General features: G+C 53.2%; 23 protein-coding genes and 1 other annotated feature. Of the genes, 9 read left to right on the top strand and 14 right to left on the bottom strand.

The window, feature by feature from the left end; genetic code table 11:
- Positions 1 to 17: 17 nt before the first annotated feature.
- From btuC to thrS, 9 genes are all read right to left on the bottom strand, one after another.
- Positions 18 to 998 (bottom strand): vitamin B12 ABC transporter permease BtuC, encoded by a 981-nt coding sequence (gene btuC / locus ACOT1A_RS20640; RefSeq protein WP_023305965.1) that lies wholly within the window; start codon positions 996 to 998, stop codon positions 18 to 20.
- A 103-nt stretch (positions 999 to 1101) separates the two neighbouring features.
- Positions 1102 to 1401 (bottom strand): integration host factor subunit alpha, encoded by a 300-nt coding sequence (gene ihfA, locus ACOT1A_RS20635; protein WP_003857805.1) that lies wholly within the window; start codon positions 1399 to 1401, stop codon positions 1102 to 1104.
- Positions 1402 to 1405: 4 nt separating this feature from the next.
- Positions 1406 to 3793 (bottom strand): phenylalanine--tRNA ligase subunit beta, encoded by a 2388-nt coding sequence (gene pheT, locus ACOT1A_RS20630; RefSeq protein ID WP_105322683.1) that lies wholly within the window; start codon positions 3791 to 3793, stop codon positions 1406 to 1408.
- A 15-nt stretch (positions 3794 to 3808) separates the two neighbouring features.
- The gene (gene pheS / locus ACOT1A_RS20625) at positions 3809 to 4792 is read right to left on the bottom strand and encodes a phenylalanine--tRNA ligase subunit alpha (RefSeq protein WP_069596463.1); all 984 of its coding nucleotides are present in this window, start codon (positions 4790 to 4792) and stop codon (positions 3809 to 3811) included.
- 62 nt (positions 4793 to 4854) lie between these two features.
- Positions 4855 to 4979 (bottom strand) — a sequence feature (Phe leader region).
- Positions 4930 to 4974, bottom strand: a complete 45-nt coding sequence (pheM, locus tag ACOT1A_RS20620) for a pheST operon leader peptide PheM (protein WP_001386830.1) — start codon at positions 4972 to 4974, stop codon at positions 4930 to 4932. Its footprint overlaps the feature before it by 45 nt.
- A gap of 117 nt (positions 4980 to 5096) precedes the next feature.
- Positions 5097 to 5453: a 50S ribosomal protein L20 gene (rplT, locus tag ACOT1A_RS20615; protein ID WP_000124850.1), complete on the bottom strand. Its 357-nt coding sequence runs from the start codon at positions 5451 to 5453 to the stop codon at positions 5097 to 5099.
- Between the two features lie 50 nt (positions 5454 to 5503).
- Positions 5504 to 5701: a 50S ribosomal protein L35 gene (rpmI, locus tag ACOT1A_RS20610; RefSeq protein ID WP_001124225.1), complete on the bottom strand. Its 198-nt coding sequence runs from the start codon at positions 5699 to 5701 to the stop codon at positions 5504 to 5506.
- A gap of 97 nt (positions 5702 to 5798) precedes the next feature.
- On the bottom strand, positions 5799 to 6341 hold the full coding sequence (infC, locus tag ACOT1A_RS20605; RefSeq protein WP_059443439.1) for a translation initiation factor IF-3: 543 nt from the start codon (positions 6339 to 6341) through the stop codon (positions 5799 to 5801).
- A gap of 3 nt (positions 6342 to 6344) precedes the next feature.
- Positions 6345 to 8273, bottom strand: a complete 1929-nt coding sequence (thrS, locus tag ACOT1A_RS20600) for a threonine--tRNA ligase (RefSeq protein WP_006809077.1) — start codon at positions 8271 to 8273, stop codon at positions 6345 to 6347.
- A gap of 323 nt (positions 8274 to 8596) precedes the next feature.
- Between thrS and yncL the strand changes: the two genes are divergently transcribed.
- Together yncL and yniD are read left to right on the top strand one after the other, a co-directional pair.
- Positions 8597 to 8689 (top strand): stress response membrane protein YncL, encoded by a 93-nt coding sequence (gene yncL / locus ACOT1A_RS20595; protein ID WP_071785204.1) that lies wholly within the window; start codon positions 8597 to 8599, stop codon positions 8687 to 8689.
- Positions 8690 to 8787: 98 nt separating this feature from the next.
- The gene (gene yniD, locus ACOT1A_RS20590; RefSeq protein WP_003857815.1) at positions 8788 to 8895 is read left to right on the top strand and encodes a small membrane protein YniD; all 108 of its coding nucleotides are present in this window, start codon (positions 8788 to 8790) and stop codon (positions 8893 to 8895) included.
- A gap of 149 nt (positions 8896 to 9044) precedes the next feature.
- Here yniD and ACOT1A_RS20585 read toward each other — a convergent pair whose 3' ends face one another.
- The 3 genes from ACOT1A_RS20585 to ACOT1A_RS20575 all read right to left on the bottom strand — a co-directional run bounded on the left by ACOT1A_RS20585 (position 9045) and on the right by ACOT1A_RS20575 (position 10579).
- Positions 9045 to 9278, bottom strand: a complete 234-nt coding sequence (locus ACOT1A_RS20585; RefSeq protein WP_032622263.1) for a hypothetical protein — start codon at positions 9276 to 9278, stop codon at positions 9045 to 9047.
- Positions 9279 to 9542: 264 nt separating this feature from the next.
- Positions 9543 to 10301, bottom strand: coding sequence for a DUF481 domain-containing protein (locus ACOT1A_RS20580; RefSeq protein WP_022647833.1), 759 nt, complete (start codon positions 10299 to 10301; stop codon positions 9543 to 9545).
- 5 nt (positions 10302 to 10306) lie between these two features.
- Positions 10307 to 10579, bottom strand: coding sequence for a hypothetical protein (locus ACOT1A_RS20575; protein ID WP_032624395.1), 273 nt, complete (start codon positions 10577 to 10579; stop codon positions 10307 to 10309).
- A 17-nt stretch (positions 10580 to 10596) separates the two neighbouring features.
- On the opposite strand from ACOT1A_RS20575, the gene pfkB reads away from it, so the two are divergent.
- The 3 genes from pfkB to ACOT1A_RS20560 all read left to right on the top strand — a co-directional run bounded on the left by pfkB (position 10597) and on the right by ACOT1A_RS20560 (position 12877).
- Positions 10597 to 11529: a 6-phosphofructokinase II gene (gene pfkB / locus ACOT1A_RS20570; RefSeq protein WP_048966334.1), complete on the top strand. Its 933-nt coding sequence runs from the start codon at positions 10597 to 10599 to the stop codon at positions 11527 to 11529.
- A gap of 91 nt (positions 11530 to 11620) precedes the next feature.
- Positions 11621 to 11911 (top strand): type V toxin-antitoxin system endoribonuclease antitoxin GhoS, encoded by a 291-nt coding sequence (gene ghoS / locus ACOT1A_RS20565; protein ID WP_003857822.1) that lies wholly within the window; start codon positions 11621 to 11623, stop codon positions 11909 to 11911.
- A gap of 105 nt (positions 11912 to 12016) precedes the next feature.
- Positions 12017 to 12877: a fructosamine kinase family protein gene (locus tag ACOT1A_RS20560; RefSeq protein ID WP_276170322.1), complete on the top strand. Its 861-nt coding sequence runs from the start codon at positions 12017 to 12019 to the stop codon at positions 12875 to 12877.
- Positions 12878 to 12909: 32 nt separating this feature from the next.
- On the opposite strand, the gene ACOT1A_RS20555 is transcribed toward ACOT1A_RS20560, so the two are convergent.
- The gene (locus ACOT1A_RS20555; protein WP_252065745.1) at positions 12910 to 13446 is read right to left on the bottom strand and encodes a YniB family protein; all 537 of its coding nucleotides are present in this window, start codon (positions 13444 to 13446) and stop codon (positions 12910 to 12912) included.
- 141 nt (positions 13447 to 13587) lie between these two features.
- Here ACOT1A_RS20555 and hxpB point away from each other — a divergent pair, with 141 nt between their 5' ends.
- From hxpB to tcyP, 4 genes are all read left to right on the top strand, one after another.
- Positions 13588 to 14259 carry a hexitol phosphatase HxpB gene (gene hxpB, locus ACOT1A_RS20550; RefSeq protein ID WP_022647828.1) on the top strand — a complete coding sequence of 224 codons (672 nt, stop codon included), beginning with the start codon at positions 13588 to 13590 and terminating at the stop codon, positions 14257 to 14259.
- Positions 14260 to 14387: 128 nt separating this feature from the next.
- Positions 14388 to 15149 (top strand): 2-dehydro-3-deoxy-D-gluconate 5-dehydrogenase KduD, encoded by a 762-nt coding sequence (gene kduD / locus ACOT1A_RS20545; protein ID WP_276170321.1) that lies wholly within the window; start codon positions 14388 to 14390, stop codon positions 15147 to 15149.
- A 95-nt stretch (positions 15150 to 15244) separates the two neighbouring features.
- Positions 15245 to 15835 carry a metal-dependent hydrolase gene (locus tag ACOT1A_RS20540; RefSeq protein WP_015570742.1) on the top strand — a complete coding sequence of 197 codons (591 nt, stop codon included), beginning with the start codon at positions 15245 to 15247 and terminating at the stop codon, positions 15833 to 15835.
- 127 nt (positions 15836 to 15962) lie between these two features.
- Positions 15963 to 17354: a cystine/sulfocysteine:cation symporter gene (tcyP, locus tag ACOT1A_RS20535; protein ID WP_180243823.1), complete on the top strand. Its 1392-nt coding sequence runs from the start codon at positions 15963 to 15965 to the stop codon at positions 17352 to 17354.
- Between the two features lie 48 nt (positions 17355 to 17402).
- Here tcyP and cedA read toward each other — a convergent pair whose 3' ends face one another.
- Positions 17403 to 17642: a cell division activator CedA gene (gene cedA / locus ACOT1A_RS20530; protein WP_022647825.1), complete on the bottom strand. Its 240-nt coding sequence runs from the start codon at positions 17640 to 17642 to the stop codon at positions 17403 to 17405.

The raw sequence follows: 17642 nt of genomic DNA, 5'->3' as shown, positions 1-17642 counted from the left end.
GACTTACAGGTTGTGTTTTAACGTCCAGCTTTTAATAGTAGCCAGATAAAGACCGGTGCGCCCAGCGTTGCGGTCACCACGCCTATCGGCAACTCAGCGGCCGTCAGCGCAAGCCGGGCGATGATATCGGCAATCAGCAGTGTTGCCGCCCCGGCAACCGCCGAGGCAGGAAGCAGGGTTCGGTGGTCCGTAATACCGCACAGGCGCAGCATATGCGGGATCACCAGCCCAATAAAGCCAATCGCCCCCGCCAGCGCCACGCTTACGCCCACCATCCAGCCGATAGCGATAACCAGCACGTTGCGCCAGAAGCCAATCGGCATCCCGAGCTGGCGAGCAGACGTTTCGCCCAGCGCGAGAATATTAAGCGGCTGCGCCTGGAACGCCGTCCACAGGATGACCGGGATCAGGAGCACCATCAGCCACCCCTGACGCCAGTCAACGCCACCAAATCCCCCCATCATCCAGTACATTAACTGGCGCAGATCGAAAGAGGTGGAGAAGTAGACGGCCCATGTCATCAGCGCGCTACAGATGATCCCCAACGCTACCCCGGCAAGCAGCAGCCGGCTGGTGGATAAATGGCGACGAGCAAAGCGCAGAAGGATAAGGGTTATCAACAGCGCGCCAAGGATGGCGCTGAGGCTAATCCCCCAGGCGGAGAGCTCGCCTCCCCCCAGCATCACGGCGGCGATAAGCCCGACGCCTGCGCCATTCGACACCCCGAGAAGTCCGGGTTCCGCCAGAGGGTTTTCAAATAATGCCTGCATGATCGTGCCGCACAGCGCCAGCGCAGCGCCGACTAAAAGCACAGCCAGCGTCCGTGGCAGGCGGATCTGCCAGACAAAGAGCTGTCCCTCAGGCGTAAACCAGCTTTCCGGTCCCAGCCACCGATCGCCCGCACACAGGCTGACGGTGGTGGCGACAATCATCAGCACCCCGAGCAGACACAGGCGGCGGAGATCGGAGCGGTGCTGAAGACGGGCAAGATCAAGCATAGACGATAGGTTATCCGGTTGAGATATCATTGATTTTACGGCGGGTTTAGCAAATAGCGCAAAGAAAAAAGGCCGCGTGAGCGGCCTTTTTAGTTAGTTCATATTACTCTGCTTTGGGCGTTGCGTTTTCGACACGGCTTTTTAACTTCTGTCCGGGTCTGAAGGTCACCACGCGGCGGGCTGTAATGGGAATATCTTCCCCCGTCTTCGGGTTACGGCCCGGACGTTGGTTTTTGTCTCGCAAATCAAAATTGCCAAAGCCGGAGAGTTTAACCTGCTCACCATTTTCCAGAGCACGACGGATCTCTTCGAAAAACAGCTCTACCAGCTCTTTGGCATCCCGTTTGCTAAGCCCAAGCTTATCAAACAGATATTCTGACATTTCAGCTTTTGTAAGCGCCATAGGTTCAATCCCTCAATGATGCCTGGAATCGCTCTTTTAATGCCTCTACACATTTGGCGACGGTAGCGGCAATCTCCTCTTCTTCGAGTGTACGGCTGGTATCCTGAAGGATAAGGCTAATAGCGAGGCTCTTGAAACCTTCTGCTACGCCCTTGCCGCGGTACACGTCAAATAAGTTTACGCCAACTACCTGATTTACGCCAACTTTCTTACATTCGGCCAAAATATCTGCTGCGGGCACATTTTCAGCGACCACAACCGCGATATCACGGCGGTTTGCCGGGAAGCGTGAGACGTCCTTTGCCTGAGGAATGACGCGGTCTGCAACCGGGTTCCACTCCAGCTCGAATACGATGGTACGACCATTCAGATCCAGCTTACGTTCCAGCTCCGGATGAACAACCCCAATAAAACCAACACGTTTGCCGTCTAAATAGATCGCCGCACTCTGGCCCGGATGCAGGGCTGGAATCGCTTCTGCGCGGAATTCAATTTCGGATAATTTACCGGTCAGATCGAGAATCGCTTCCAGATCGCCCTTCATATCGTAGAAATCAACCGTCCCTTTTGCCAGGTCCCAGTGCTCTTCATAGCGGTTACCGCTGATGGCGCCGGCCAGCATGAGATCCTGACGGATGCCTAAATTGGCCTGAGTATCCGGTACAAAGCGCAAACCGCTTTCGAAAATACGCACGCGGTTCTGCTGACGGTTCTGGTTATAAACGATAGTACCCAGCAGTCCCGTCCACAGGGACAGACGCATCGCTGACATCTCGCTGGAGATCGGGCTTGGCAGGATCAGCGCTTCCTGACCCGGGTGGATCAGCTGTTGCAGCTTAGGATCAACGAAGCTGTAGGTGATCACTTCCTGGTAGCCTTTGTCGTTCAGCATGGTTTTCACACGCTTCAGTGATAGATCGGCTTCGCGATGGCTGCCCATCACCAGACCCGCCTGCACCGGCTCGTCAGGGATACTGTTGTAGCCGTAAACGCGGGCCACTTCTTCCACCAGATCTTCTTCGATCTCCATGTCGAAACGCCAGGATGGCGCAACGGCTTTCCACTCGTCCTGACCTTCAGTGACTTCGCAGCCCAGACGCGTCAGAATGTCGGTCACCTGCGCATCGGCAACGTGGTGACCAATCAGGCGATCCAGCTTGCTGCGGCGCAGGGTAATGGTCGCACGCTTCGGCAGTGTCGCTTCGTTGGTCACATCAATTACCGGACCCGCTTCACCGCCGCAGATATCGATCAGCAGGCGAGTCGCACGCTCCATCGCTTTGTATTGCAGCGCAGGATCCACGCCACGCTCATAGCGGTGAGAAGCGTCAGTGTGCAGACCGTGACGGCGTGCGCGGCCGGTGATGGAGAGCGGGCTGAAGAACGCGCATTCCAGCAGGACGTTTTGCGTCTCGTCGTTAACGCCAGAGTGCTCGCCGCCGAAAATACCGCCCATCGCCAGCGCTTTGTTGTGATCGGCAATCACCAGGGTGTCGGCGTTCAGTTTCGCTTCGCTGCCGTCCAGCAGAACCAGGGTTTCGCCCTCTTTCGCCATGCGCACGACGATCCCACCTTCGATACGATCTTTATCAAAGGCGTGCATTGGCTGGCCCAGCTCCAGCAGAACATAGTTGGTGACGTCAACCACGGCGTCGATAGAACGGATACCGCAGCGACGCAGTTTCTCTTTCATCCACAGCGGGGTTGGCGCTTTAACGTTAATACCTTTCACCACACGACCGAGGTAGCGTGGGCAGGCCTCAGGCGCGTCTACCTGAATCGGCAGCACGTCACTGATGGTTGCCTCAACCGGAGCGATCTCCGGCTCGTTCAGTTCGGTCTGGTTCAGAACGGCCACGTCGCGGGCTACACCGATGATACCTAAGCAGTCGGCACGGTTTGGCGTCACGCTGATTTCGATGGTGTTGTCATCAAGCTTCAGGTATTCGCGGATATCGGTACCCACTGGTGCATCCTGCGGCAGCTCGATAATCCCGGAGTGATCGTCGGAAATGCCCAGCTCGGAGAAGGAGCACAGCATGCCTTCAGACGGCTCACCGCGCAGCTTAGCCGCTTTGATTTTGAAATCGCCCGGCAGTACCGCGCCGACGGTCGCCACGGCTACCTTCAGGCCCTGTCGGCAGTTTGGCGCACCGCAGACGATATCCAGCAGACGGTCACCGCCCACATTGACTTTTGTTACGCGCAGTTTGTCGGCGTTAGGGTGCTGGCCACACTCAACCACTTCACCTACCACGACGCCGGTAAAGGCGCCAGAAACAGGATCCACGCCATCAACTTCCAGACCCGCCATGGTGATCTGGTTAGAAAGCGCGTCGCTGTCCAGCGTGGTGTTAACCCATTCGCGTAACCACAGTTCACTGAATTTCATTGTTCTTTCCTGCCCTTATTTAAACTGTTTGAGGAAACGCAGATCGTTTTCGAAGAACGCACGTAAGTCGGTTACGCCGTAGCGCAGCATGGTAAGACGCTCCATGCCCATACCGAACGCAAAGCCGGAGTATACTTCCGGATCGATACCTACGTTGCGCAGTACGTTTGGATGCACCATGCCGCAGCCCAGCACTTCCAGCCATTTACCGTTTTTACCCATCACGTCAACTTCCGCAGAAGGTTCAGTGAACGGGAAGTAGGACGGACGGAAACGAACCTGCAAATCTTCCTCAAAGAAGTTGTTCAGGAAATCGTGCAGTGTGCCTTTCAGGTTGGTGAAGCTGATGTTTTTATCAACAATCAGACCTTCCATCTGGTGGAACATTGGGGTGTGGGTCTGATCGTAGTCGTTACGGTATACGCGACCCGGCGCGATGATGCGGATCGGTGGAGCCTGCTCCTTCATGGTACGGATCTGAACGCCAGAAGTCTGAGTACGCAGCAGACGGGTGGCGTCAAACCAGAAAGTGTCGTGGTCAGCGCGTGCCGGATGATGGCCAGGAATGTTAAGGGCATCGAAGTTGTGGTAGTCATCTTCAATTTCCGGGCCAGTCGCCACGGTAAAGCCGAGCTCACCGAAGAAACTTTCAATACGATCGATAGTACGGGTAACCGGATGCAGACCGCCGTTTTCGATACGGCGACCCGGCAGAGAAACGTCAATCGTTTCTGCCGCCAGACGCGCATTCATTACTGCGCCTTCCAGCTCGGCTTTACGTGCGTTCAGCGCCTGTTGTACCTGCTCTTTGGCTTCGTTAATCACCGCACCTGCTGCCGGGCGCTCCTCTGCTGGCAGTTCACGCAGGGTAGTCATCTGAAGGGTCAGATGCCCTTTCTTGCCCAGATATTCGACGCGGACATTGTCTAACGCGGCAACATCTGAGGCCTGGTTAATGGCGGCCGTTGCACTGGCAACCAGCTCTGCGAGATGTGACATGGTTTTCCTCATTATGTCGGTGCAGACACCGAATTGTTGGACGTAATCTCTCAAATTCAGGCACAAAAAAAGCCTCCATCGGGAGGCTTATCTGGCGCTGTTTTTCGTTTCATCTTTCACGCGCTAGCCTCCTGAAGTCAGGTGCTAAAGTAAAAGAAGAAGCGGAAAATAGCAGCATTCATGCTTGCGTTACCTTGTAGGGTAAAAACCGTTAAGACCTTATTGAAAAGCCTGGACGGGTAAATGTCAATCTTCTGATAAGGCGATATGAAAAGAGGGAGCAAAGCCCCCTCTTTCAACTGGCTTATGCCAGTGCTGCTTTCGCTTTTTCGACCAGAGCGGTGAACGCTACTTTGTCGAATACTGCGATGTCAGCCAGGATCTTACGGTCGATTTCAACAGAGGCTTTTTTCAGGCCGTTGATGAATTTGCTGTAAGAAATACCGTTCTGACGTGCTGCTGCGTTGATACGCGCAATCCACAGTTGACGGAACTGACGCTTACGCTGACGACGGTCACGGTAAGCGTACTGACCTGCTTTGATAACAGCCTGGAAGGCAACGCGGTATACGCGTGAACGCGCACCGTAGTAGCCTTTAGCTTGTTTCAAAATTTTCTTGTGACGTGCACGTGCAATTACACCACGTTTTACGCGAGCCATGTGTGCTCTCCTGTATCTATTCTAAGTTAAAAAAGTTAAACGTTAACGACTTATGCGTACGGCAGGCACGCGATGACCAGGCCCAGATCGCCTTTAGAAACCATGGCTTTTGGACGCAGGTGACGTTTACGCTTGGTAGCTTTCTTAGTCAGAATGTGACGCAGGTTAGCGTGCTTGTGCTTAAAACCACCTTTACCGGTTTTTTTGAAGCGCTTAGCAGCACCGCGTACGGTCTTAATTTTTGGCATTTTAATAACTTCCACTTCGCATTGTTAAATAAACGAAACATAGGCGAACAAAACCTATGGGGCCCGAAGGCTCCACAGATTTTGCTGCTTGAAGGCCTTACTGTTTCTTCTTAGGAGCGAGCACCATGATCATCTGGCGGCCTTCGATCTTCGTTGGGAAGGATTCGACTACTGCCAGTTCACTCAGATCTTCACGGACGCGGTTAAGCACTTCCATACCAATCTGTTGGTGGGCCATCTCACGACCGCGGAAACGCAGCGTGATCTTGGCCTTATCGCCATCTTCCAGAAAGCGAATCAGGCTGCGGAGTTTTACCTGATAATCGCCATCGTCGGTACCAGGACGGAATTTGATTTCCTTAACCTGGATAACTTTTTGCTTCTTCTTCTGTTCCTTAGAAGATTTACTCTTTTCATAAAGGAACTTGCCGTAGTCCATAATACGACAAACTGGCGGTTCGGCGTTAGGGCTGATTTCAACTAAATCTACTCCAGCTTCTTCAGCTTTTTCGATCGCTTCTCTCAGACTCACAATCCCCAGTGGTTCACCTTCAAGATCTGTTAAGCGAACTTCCTGGGCGCGAATCTCGCCATTGATACGATTCGGACGTGCCGTTTGAACTCGTTTTCCGCCTTTAATACCTTATTCCTCCAGTTGTTGAAGACTGCGGCTGCGAATCTCTTGTTGCAGCTTCTCAATCACTTCACTTACGTCCAGGCTCCCCAGGTCTTTACCACGGCGGGTGCGAACGGCAACTTTGCCTGCTTCCACCTCTTTATCACCACAGACCAACATATACGGGACACGACGTAAAGTGTGCTCGCGGATTTTAAAGCCAATCTTCTCATTTCTCAAGTCTGCTTTTACGCGAATGCCCGCATTTTGTAGTTTCTGCGTCAATTCTTTAACGTAATCCGCCTGAGAATCGGTAATGTTCATCACAACTACCTGCACTGGCGCAAGCCAGGTTGGGAAGAAGCCCGCGAACTCTTCAGTCAGGATGCCGATGAAGCGCTCCAGTGAACCGAGAATCGCACGGTGAATCATAACCGGCACCTGACGCTCGTTGTCTTCGCCAACATAAGAGGCGCTTAAACGCTGCGGCAGGGAGAAGTCCAGCTGTACCGTTCCGCACTGCCATGCGCGATCGAGGCAGTCATACAGGGTAAATTCAATTTTTGGACCGTAGAATGCGCCCTCGCCCAGCTGGTATTCGAACGGAATACCGTTCTCTTCCAGCGCCACGGCGAGATCCGCCTCTGCGCGATCCCATGTCTCATCGCTACCGATACGTTTTTCCGGACGCGTTGAGAGTTTGACCACGATCTTCTCGAAGCCAAAGGTGCTGTACATATCGTAGACCATACGAATACAGGCGTTAACTTCATCACGTACCTGATCTTCAGTACAGAAGATATGCGCATCATCCTGAGTAAAGCCACGAACACGCATCAGCCCGTGCAGCGCACCTGATGGCTCGTTACGGTGGCAGCTACCGAACTCCGCCATACGCAGCGGTAGATCGCGGTAGGATTTCAGACCCTGGTTGAAGATCTGAACGTGGCCCGGACAGTTCATTGGCTTGATGCAGTATTCACGGTTCTCAGACGAAGTGGTGAACATCGCATCTTTGTAGTTGTCCCAGTGGCCGGTTTTTTCCCACAGCACACGGTCCATCATAAACGGGCCTTTCACTTCCTGATACTGGTACTCTTTCAGCTTGGAGCGCACGAACGTTTCCAGTTCACGGAAGATTGTCCAGCCGTCGTTATGCCAGAACACCATCCCCGGCGCTTCTTCCTGCATATGATACAGGTCAAGCTGCTTACCGATTTTACGGTGGTCACGCTTAGCCGCCTCTTCCAGGCGTTGCAGGTACGCGTTCAGGGCTTTCTTATCGGCCCACGCGGTACCATAGATACGCTGCAACATTTTATTGTTGCTGTCGCCACGCCAGTAGGCGCCTGCGATTTTCATCAGTTTGAAGTGATGACAGAAGCGCATATTCGGCACGTGCGGTCCACGGCACATGTCGACATATTCTTCGTGATGGTACAAGCCAGGCTTGTCATCATGAGCGATGTTTTCATCAAGAATCGAGACTTTATAGCTCTCGCCGCGCTTCACGAAGGTTTCACGCGCTTCATGCCAGCTGACTTTCTTCTTGATGACGTCATAGTTCGTTTCGGCGAGCTCATGCATACGTTTTTCGAGCGCGTCGATATCTTCCTGTGTCAGGGTGTGGTCAAGGTCAACGTCGTAGTAGAAGCCGTTGTCGATAACCGGGCCGATCGCCATTTTGGTGTTGGGCCACAGCTGCTTAATAGCATGACCTAACAGGTGCGCACAGGAGTGACGAATGATCTCCAGACCTTCTTCGTCTTTCGCGGTGATGATCGCAAGCGTTGCATCGCTTTCAATCAGATCGGACGCGTCTACCAGTTCACCGTTTACGCGGCCTGCAATGGTTGCTTTTGCGAGTCCAGGACCGATATCCAGTGCAACATCCATTGGGCTTACAGCGTGGTCGAAATGGCGTTGGCTGCCATCAGGAAGAGTAATTACAGGCATTTTATATCCTTATTTGCAGTGATGCCCCACACATAAGAGCATATACAAAGAAAATAATCGTGATTAAACAGTAGATTACGAAACCATCTGACCAACAATCGTCAAATTGGTTCGTCATCATGCACCTGCCGATTCAGATAAATGCGGATTTACGGCAAGCAGCGTAATGGTAACACTATTAACAGGGCGAATGCACCTTCCCGCGACCGATTTGAACCGCTCATCCTTATGTCTGCGTTCATGAACTTTTGTTGACGGGGGCTCGCAATCCGAAAGTGCTGAGCTATTCTTGATCTGGTCCTTAAACATCGAAGGGGTATCACATGAATGTATCGAGCAGAACCGTTGTGATATTGAATCTACTTTCCGCTGCTGGTCTGGTATTGATACTGGCCGACAGATTCCACTGGTTTTAAGCCGAACCGCTGTTCTGGCATAACCTGTTGTCCCAGGTAAAGCGCTTTCTGGCGCAGACTTTGGTAGACTAAGGGTATCAACTGACAAGGATTGGGTTATGCCAACAAAAAGATTTGCCGTTAAGCACTGGAAAATGGTCGTGGTGTTAATCGCTATTTGCGGCGCGATGTTGCTGCTGCGCTGGGCCGCGATGATCTGGGGCTAATATTATGTCAGCGAAAACGTGCCGTGAATTTACTGAATAAATCTTAACTATCTTTACGATAATTTATGGTCCAAAACCGGTACGTCATAATCCGGTTTTCGCCAGGCTGGGACAGCGTATATATTCCATCACATGTGGCAATTGAAATATCAGGACCACTCACCCGCCACCAGCTTGTGTACATCAAATGCATCATTCATTGACTGGCCGGTAGACTGGGAGCCAGGGGCAATGTTGGAGCCTGCTTCAACATCAGAGGCTTTAGCGATCCCGACTGGGCTGTTAACGTCACTGGCAGGTTGCGTCATATTATCAGCAGCAAATACGCCAAATGAAAGTGCGGAAAGCACCATCGCTGCTGTAGCGGTTTTGATTTTTTTCATAATTCTGTTCTCATACTTAATTAATGCAGAAATGCCTGAGGCGAGTTTTTTGCCTGTGCCGTAAGTGTAGATCTGGATCACACTTTTGCCTAGTCAAATTATTTATCAAATCGTGTCAAATAAACTGAATAAGGCCTGGTCGCCTAATTATGGAGAAATTATGAAGACGAAACCATGCCTATTATTTCAAAACGCCGTTTAATATAAATAAGCACAGTTTCAAAAAATAAAAAACAGGCCGAGAATAGTCCCGGCCCGAAGAAATTACATTTTATAACCTAAAGAAATCGTGGTTCGGCGATCGGTATGTTCCGGCGCGGAATCAGGCGGTGAAGAGTTCCAGGTTACGTTGTACGCCACCTTGAGTCCAAAGTGTTCGTTGATAGCCACGTTCAACGCACTTTCAGAGTTCAGCGTTGTATCTTCAGCACCAAACACCGACACACCCTGGGTGAATTTCGCGTTGTCAGTCATTTGCCATGCGTAGGTGCCCGATGCATAACCCAGCGGCTGGGTTTCATCTTCGCCGTTGGTGTACTCGTCGTAACGGACACCCGGACCGAATTCAAAACGGAGGCTGTGCACCGGTCCATTCAGGAACTGACGACCATAACCCGCAGTCATGACATCGCGCTGGCGATAGCCGTTGTAGCGGTCAGTAAGCCAACTCGCCTGCCCAAACAGGTAGTCATAATCTGTCATGTTGTAACGGCTACGCCCACCTACCGCGTATTTCTCAGAGGAGCGTTCATCGTTAGCAGACGTGTTGCTGGCATTGCCCCACAGCGACCAGGCCGTGGTGTTGCCGTACCAGGTCAGGGTGCTGTCTGCGGTCATGGAGGAGCTTTTCGTGTTACCGGATTGCGCCAGATACCCGGCATTCACGTTACCTTCAAAGGGTTTTTTGGCAGTGGAGGGATCGTCCATGACAGTAAAAACGGTATCATCGGCGGTTGCATTCAGTGACGCAAATACGCCACCCGCCAGCATCAGTGCTGCGGGTACTGTCTTCAAAAGCTTCATTTATTTTAGGAGTCCGTACAACATAAAAAGAGACCGTCACGGTCTCGGAAACTTTCTTGCGGATCAATGACAAGGCGATCATAGAAAGGTAACAAATTATAAAAAGCCGCAAATAACATAGCAATAATTTCTTCTTTCATTTTTTGAATAAGAACGATCCCAAAACGCGATTTAATGTATATACCCGGCCAAGGTTTTTTGTCAGCATTCATTTTTAAAATCATACTGTTATTTACGTTGCCTTCCTGCCAAACGGTGCCAGGCTTAAAATAACCCATGATAAAAGGAGGTCATGATGGCTTCGATTTACACGCTGACACTCTCCCCTTCCCTCGACTCTGCGACCATGACGCCGCAAATCTATCCGGAAGGTAAGCTGCGCTGTAGCGCGCCGGTGTTTGAGCCGGGCGGCGGCGGCATTAACGTGGCGCGCGCGATTACCCATCTCGGCGGAAAAGCAACCGCCATCTTCCCCGCTGGCGGCGCCACGGGTGAGCATCTGGTTGCGCTGCTGGCAGATGAACAGGTTGCCGTAGATACCGTTGACGCCAGAGACTGGACCCGGCAAAACCTGCATGTCCATGTTGAATCCAGCGGCGAGCAATATCGTTTTGTGATGCCAGGGGCGAAGTTGAGCGATGATGAGTTTCGTCAACTGGAAGAGAAAGTGCTGACCATTGAAAGCGGCTCATTGCTGGTGATCAGCGGTAGCCTGCCGCCGGGCGTCAAAACAGAAAAGCTGACGGCACTGGTTCAGGCGGTGCTCCAGCGCGGCATCCGCTGCATTGTCGATAGCTCAGGCGATGCCCTGAAGGCGGCGTTAGAGCCCGGACAACTTGAACTTGTCAAACCTAACCAGAAAGAGCTCAGTGCGCTTGTCAATCGCGAGCTCAACCAGCCTGATGACGTGCGTACTGCCGCAGAAGAGCTGGTACGCACGGGCAAAGCGCATCGCGTTGTAGTCTCTCTCGGTCCTCAGGGTGCGCTGGCCGTCGACAAGACGGGCTGCGTGCAGGTTGTTCCACCGCCGATGAAAAGTCAGAGTACCGTGGGTGCCGGTGACAGTATGGTTGGCGCGATGGTGCTGAAGCTGGCGCAGGGCGCTTCGCTTCTGGAGATGGCACGCTATGGCGTCGCGGCAGGGAGCGCTGCCACCATCAATCAGGGAACCCGTCTGTGTTCGCTTGCGGATACCCAGAAAATTGTCGATTACCTGGCGAAAAGCTGAACGTGCTTCCCCTTCCCGTGGAGGGGGAAGTCGCCAAATATGGCTTATCGACTATGCTAAGAAAACTTTCAGGATAACAACGAGGTGAATTATGAGCAGTGGTGATATCACCCGCTACGTCGTAACCGTCAATATTCATGAAGCATCGCTGACCGAACTGAATGAACTCAACAACGCTTTCACGCGGGCGAATTTTCTGCTCACGCTGACGGACGATGAGGGCAATATTCACGATCTCGGCTCGCTGGCCTTTGGCCTGATAAGCCCGCTGAGTCAGGAGGAGGTAAAGGCGCTGGCCAGTAGCCTGGTGGAAAGCGTGACTGACAAAGCCACGGAAATTGATGTGGATAGCTGGGAAAACTGGCATAAAAAAGAACAATAAGTGCCCTGTACAAAATTAAACCGCTCAGTTGTGCGTTAGTTCCTGTTTTTTTATAGCCGTTTTGCGCTAACTTTATGATCTGGCAGACAACATGGGAGAGACATCATGTGGCAGGCTATCAGTCATCTTTTAAGTGAGCAACTGGGTGAAGGTGAAATTGAACTGCGTAACGAACTGCCAAGCGGAGAGATCCATGCCGCATGGCATTTACGTTACGCCGGGCGCGATCTCTTCGTGAAATGTGATGAGCGCGAATTGCTCCCCATTTTTACGGCCGAAGCCGATCAGCTTGAGTTGTTATCGCGCAGTAAAACAGTCAACGTTCCACAGGTTTTAGCCGTTGGCAGCGATCGTGACTACAGCTTTCTGGTGATGAACTATCTTCCGGCGCGCCCTCTGGATGCGCACAACGCCTTTATTCTCGGCCAACAGATCGCCCGTTTGCACCAGTGGAGCGATCAACCTCAGTTTGGGCTCGATTTCGATAACGACCTCTCTACCACCCCACAGCCAAACGCGTGGCAACGCCGCTGGTCGACTTTTTTCGCCGAGCAGCGCATAGGCTGGCAGCTGGAGCTGGCCGCTGAAAAGGGACTAGCGTTCGGCAACATCGACGCGATTGTTGAACACATTCAGCAGCGTCTGGCTTCGCATCAGCCTCAGGCTTCCCTTCTGCACGGTGATTTATGGTCGAACAACTGCGCGCTTGGGCCTGATGGTCCCTATATATTTGACCCGGCCTGCTACTGGGGCGACAGAGAATGTGACCTCGCGATGCTGCCGTTGCACCCTGAACAGCCGCCGCAAATTTATGATGGCTATCAGTCTGTCTCGCCGTTACCTGCGGGTTTCCTTGAACGTCAGCCGGTTTATCAGCTGTACACCTTGCTAAACCGGGCGATTTTGTTTGGCGGGAGTCATCTGGTGAATGCCCAGCGGGCGCTGGACCGTATCCTGGCGGCATAGCGGGAGGGGGCGGAAATACGCCCCCTTTGACATTACAGGAAGCCGAGCAGCGTAAAGAAGAAATACCCGGCCACAATGATAATAACCGGCAGGATGTAGAGCGGGAAAAACTGCACAAAAATGGTATGACGCGGAACGACAATGCGCGATTCGATCTGCTCGCGGCTCATCCCGTCAGGGCCTTTCGCCTTCTCAAGTATCAGCTGATCTTCCACCCCTTCGCGTAAAAAGCGGGTCTGGCGACTCATGCGCGCGCCGGAGGCTTGCAACGCCATCGCGATAAAGATCAACGCATAGATTATCCAGAACCCGACATTCAGCTGGTGGTGAAATTCCGGGGTGGGCGAGTTGAACCAGAAGACGTTCAGGAATGGGGTGTTAAACCGCATCATCTCAATCATGACGTGGGCAAAATCGAGCATGACGGCATTAATGCCCGGCTGTTTTTCGCTGTGATCGTACATAAATTTAAGTACGGAGATCAGCGTTGAAATCAGGGCGGGAATGAAAATAACCCAACCAGCAATACGTTTTAAGACTGCGATGCGTCCAGCTTGTTGATACGTCATTAGTTCCTCTTCATAAAGACGCGTTATTTGTGCCTAAGTCTACCTGCTGTCGGTCATTTTCGCCCGATCTTTGAATGCAATATGCTAAATTGCTTGTGCTTAGCACCGTTCGTCTTACCCCCAAGATAAGGAGATGTTGTAATGTCGACACCGCGCCAGATACTTGCCGCTATTTTTGACATGGATGGATTGTTGATTGATTCCGAACCCCTGTGGGATCGGGCTGAACTGGACGTGATGGCCAGCCTCGGCGTCGATATCAGTCGTCGTAATGAGCTTCCCGATACCCTGGGGCTGCGCATCGATATGGTGGTTGACCTTTGGTATGCCCACCAGCCATGGGTTGGCCCGGATCGCGACGAAGTTACGGCGCGCATTATCAACCGTGCTATCTCCCTTGTAGAAGAGAATAAGCCTCTGTTACCGGGCGTACGCGACGCTATCGCCCTGTGCAAGGCGCAAGGGCTGAAAGTGGGGCTTGCCTCTGCCTCACCTCTGCATATGCTGGAAAAAGTGCTGACGATGTTCGGGCTGCGCGACAGCTTCGACGCGCTGGCCTCGGCCGAAAAGCTTCCTTACAGCAAGCCACATCCGCAGGTGTATATGGACTGCGCCGCGAAACTGGGGCTGGATCCGCTTACCTGTGTGGCGCTGGAAGATTCGGTTAACGGCATGGTGGCGTCCAAAGCCGCACGTATGCGCTCCATCGTTGTGCCGGCTGAAGAAGGCCGACACGATCCCCGCTTTGCCCTCGCGGATGTCAGGCTGACGTCTCTTGAAGAATTGACTGCCCGCCATCTGCGCGGAGAGTAACGCTCTTTCAGGCAGCTTCGGCTGCCTGCATAACAAAATCAAAACAACGTTTTACTTTATTTGCTTTTCTCATTCCAGACTCCTATCCTTACGTGCAGAATGACAATAACCTGACTTCTGAGGCGCGTATGATACTGGATGCTTTTACTCTGGCAGGAAAAGTGGCGATGGTGACCGGGTGCGATACCGGTCTGGGGCAAGGCATGGCCGTTGCCCTCGCCCAGGCAGGATGCGATATCGTGGGGGTAAACCGCAAGGTTCCTGACGAAACGGCAGCGCGCGTCACGGCGCTGGGACGGCGCTTTATCGCAATTCGCGCCGATCTCGGCAAGCATGAGAGTATTCAGAGCGTCGTGGATACCGCCGTCACAGAGATGGGCCGCATCGATATTCTGGTTAACAATGCCGGCACCATTCGTCGGTGCGATGCGCTGGAATTTAGCGAGAAAGACTGGGACGAGGTCATCGATCTCAATCTGAAATCGGTCTTTTTCCTCTCTCAGGCAGTAGCGAAACAGTTTATCGTGCAGGGTCAGGGCGGCAAGATCATTAACATTGCGTCCATGCTCTCCTTCCAGGGCGGCATTCGGGTGCCGTCCTATACGGCTTCGAAAAGCGGCGTCCTCGGGCTCACCCGCCTGCTGGCAAACGAATGGGCGCCGCTAGGTATTAACGTGAACGCTATCGCGCCGGGTTATATGGCGACAAATAACACCCAACAACTTCGCGATGATGAGCAGCGCAGCCAGGCGATCCTCGACCGTATTCCGGCGGGCCGCTGGGGACTTCCGGGGGATTTACAGGGTCCGGTGGTGTTTCTGGCCTCGGCGGCGTCGGATTACGTTAACGGCCATACCCTTGCCGTAGACGGTGGCTGGCTGGCGCGCTAACCGCCGGTTTGTGACAAAGAGTTACACCGTCACCTCTTTCACACACTGTATAAAAACCCTATACTGTATGGATTGACAGTTTACCGGGTTTTATCATGACGGCGGAAGGCCACCTGCTTTTTTCACTTGCCTGTGCAGTGTTTGCTAAAAACGCTGAACTGACCCCTGTGCTGGCCCAGGGGGACTGGTGGCATATTGTCCCTTCTGCCGTGCTGACCTGCCTGCTGCCGGACATCGATCATCCAAAATCATTCCTTGGTCAGCGGCTGAAGTGGATTTCAAAACCCATCGCCAGAGCCTTTGGTCATCGCGGGTTTACCCACAGCCTGCTGGCCGTATTTGGCCTGCTTACACTCTTCTATTTGAAGGTTCCCGAGAGTTGGATAGTCCCGGCGGATGCCATTCAGGGCATGGTGCTCGGCTACTTAAGCCATATCCTCGCCGATATGCTGACGCCAGCGGGCGTTCCGCTGCTCTGGCCCTGCCGCTGGCGTTTCCGCCTGCCAATCCTCGTGCCGCAAAAAGGCAACCAGCTGGAGCGCGTTCTGTGCATGGCGCTGTTTGCCTATGCCGTCTGGATGCCGCAGACATTGCCCGAAAATGGTGCAGTGCGCTGGTCATCGCAGATGATCAACTCGCTGCAATTTCAGTTCAATCGTTTTATTAATCACCAGATTGAGCATTAAACCGGCAATACAATCACTTTTGTCATAAACCATTCCATATGGATATAAGCGCCACATCACACTTCTGATAACCTTGCGCCAACAGGTTCGGTAAAAACCGACCGTATAATAAATCAGGAGAACGGGGATGAATTTTCCACTCATCGCGAACATTGTTGTGTTCGTCGTATTGCTATTGCTTCTCGCCCAGGCTCGCCACAAACAGTGGAGCCTGGCGAAAAAGGTACTGGTTGGTCTGGTCATGGGCGTGGTGTTTGGCCTGGCCTTACACGCTATTTACGGCTCCGACAGCCAGGTACTGAAAGATTCCATTCAGTGGTTCAACATTGTCGGTAACGGCTATGTACAGCTGCTGCAAATGATCGTTATGCCGCTGGTATTCGCCTCAATTCTGAGCGCCGTAGCCCGCCTGCATAATGCTTCTCAACTGGGTAAAATCAGTTTCCTGACCATTGGCACCCTGCTCTTCACCACGCTGATTGCGGCGCTGGTGGGTGTGCTGGTTACCAATCTGTTTGGCCTGACTGCTGAAGGTCTGGTGCAGGGTAGCGCTGAAACCGCGCGTCTGACGGCGATTGAGACCAACTACGTGGGTAAAGTGGCCGATCTGACCGTTCCGCAGATGGTGCTCTCCTTCATTCCGAAAAACCCGTTTGCTGACCTGACCGGTGCAAGCCCAACCTCCATTATCAGCGTAGTGATCTTCGCTGCGTTCCTGGGCGTGGCTGCGCTGAAGCTGCTGAAGGACGATGCGCCGAAAGGCGAGCGGGTTCTGACTGCCATCGATACCCTGCAAAGCTGGGTAATGAAGCTGGTGCGTCTGGTCATGCAGCTGACGCCATACGGTGTCCTGGCGCTGATGACCAAAGTCGTGGCAGGTTCTAACCTGCAAGACATCATCAAGCTTGGCAGCTTTGTGATTGCCTCGTACCTCGGTCTGGGCATCATGTTTGTTGTGCACGGCATCCTGCTGGCGGTGAACGGCGTTGGCCCGCTGAAATATTTCCGCAAAGTCTGGCCGGTGCTGACCTTCGCCTTCACCAGCCGTTCCAGCGCGGCATCGATTCCGCTGAATGTGGAAGCACAGACACGTCGTCTGGGCGTACCCGAGTCTATCGCCAGCTTCTCGGCCTCCTTTGGCGCCACCATCGGGCAGAACGGCTGTGCGGGTCTCTACCCGGCGATGCTGGCCGTGATGGTTGCCCCAACCGTGGGTATTAACCCGCTGGATCCGGTCTGGATTGCGACGCTGGTCGGTATCGTGACCATTAGCTCCGCCGGTGTTGCGGGCGTGGGCGGCGGCGCGACCTTCGCTGCGCTGATCGTTCTGCCTGCGCTGGGGCTGCCGGTAACGCTGGTTGCCCTGCTTATCTCTGTTGAACCACTGATCGATATGGGTCGTACCGCGTTGAACGTGAGTGGTTCAATGACCGCCGGTACCCTGACCAGCCAGTGGCTGAAGCAGACCGACAAAACGATTCTCGACAGTGAAGATGATGCCGAACTGGCACATCGTTAATCACTGCTGAAATAAAAAAACCGCCATCGGGCGGTTTTTTTATGGCTGTTATTCTTCAACCTCTTCATCCTGGCGGGTCTGCATTGCCCATCGCTGCGCCGATTCCGGCACCGTAAACGCAGGGGAGCGACGGAAGTGCTCGCCAATCAGCACGAAGGCAACGTATTTACCCCGCAGCATCCAGACATCGCGAAAACCATCCACCTTCAGGGCATGGTCTGGCGGCGCGGGCTCAACGCGGGGTACATAGCTAATAACCTGGCGGTTTTGTTGACGAAGAGGTTTCAT

The sequence above is a fragment of the Enterobacter cloacae complex sp. SYL003 genome (assembly GCF_049236925.1).
Taxonomy (GTDB): domain Bacteria; phylum Pseudomonadota; class Gammaproteobacteria; order Enterobacterales; family Enterobacteriaceae; genus Enterobacter; species Enterobacter intestinihominis.
The sequence above is the reverse complement of the archived record's forward strand: the minus strand, read 5'-3'. Positions and strand labels throughout refer to the sequence as shown.